Raw genomic sequence first — 846 nt, forward strand, 5'->3', positions numbered from 1 at the left:
TCGTCGATCTCGGCCATCAACAAGCGCTTGGACGAGAGCCTGAAGGCGTTTGCCGAACGACCGCTTCAGGAGCCATTCCCCTACCTCATTCTCGATGCCCGCTACGAGAAAGTGCGCGAAGCCGGCATCGTGATGAGCCAGGCGGTGCTGATCGCGGTCGGCATCGACTGGGACGGGCGCCGGCAGATCCTGGCCGTGGAGATGGCCAATCGCGAGAGCCGCTCGGCCTGGAAGGACTTCCTCGTCGGCTTGAAACGACGCGGTCTCAAGGGCGTCGAACTGGCCGTGTCCGACGACCATGCCGGCCTGGTCGCGGCGATCGGCGAGGTGATCCCGGAAGCAGCATGGCAGCGCTGCTACGTCCACTTCCTCAGGAACGCGCTCGATCACCTGCCCAGGAAGCACGGCGACGATTGTCTGCAGGAACTGCGCTGGCTCTACGACCGGCGCGATCTCGCCGAGGCCAAGGCCGATCTCGCCGCGTGGCTGTCCAAATGGTCCGCCCGCTACCCGCGGCTGACCACCTGGGCGGAAGAAGCCATAGAACAGACGCTGACTTTCTTCCGGCTGCCGCGTCAGCATCACAAGCACCTCAAGTCCACCAACATGCTTGAACGGCTCAACGAGGAAATCCGCCGGCGCACCTATGTCGTGCGCATCTTCCCGAACGCCGAAAGCTGCCTGCGCCTGGTCAGGGCGCTGGCCGTCGAAACCAACGAAAACTGGATGGAGGCCAACCGCTATATCAACATGGATGATCTGCGCGAGCACAAGAAGCTCGCTCTACGCCAAGCCGCATGACCAGTTTCATGATCGCCCATTTTGCAGAACTTGACGCACACAACC

At 62.4% G+C, this 846-nt stretch carries 1 protein-coding gene; it reads left to right on the top strand.

The genetic code is table 11. The features are described 5' to 3' along the window. Positions 1–801 (top strand): IS256 family transposase (locus NKI35_RS31285; RefSeq protein WP_352742659.1); only part of this gene is annotated, 801 nt, incomplete at its 5' end. Positions 802–846 lie beyond the last annotated feature (45 nt).

It is taken from the genome of Mesorhizobium sp. M0676, assembly GCF_040320535.1.
Classification (GTDB): domain Bacteria; phylum Pseudomonadota; class Alphaproteobacteria; order Rhizobiales; family Rhizobiaceae; genus Mesorhizobium.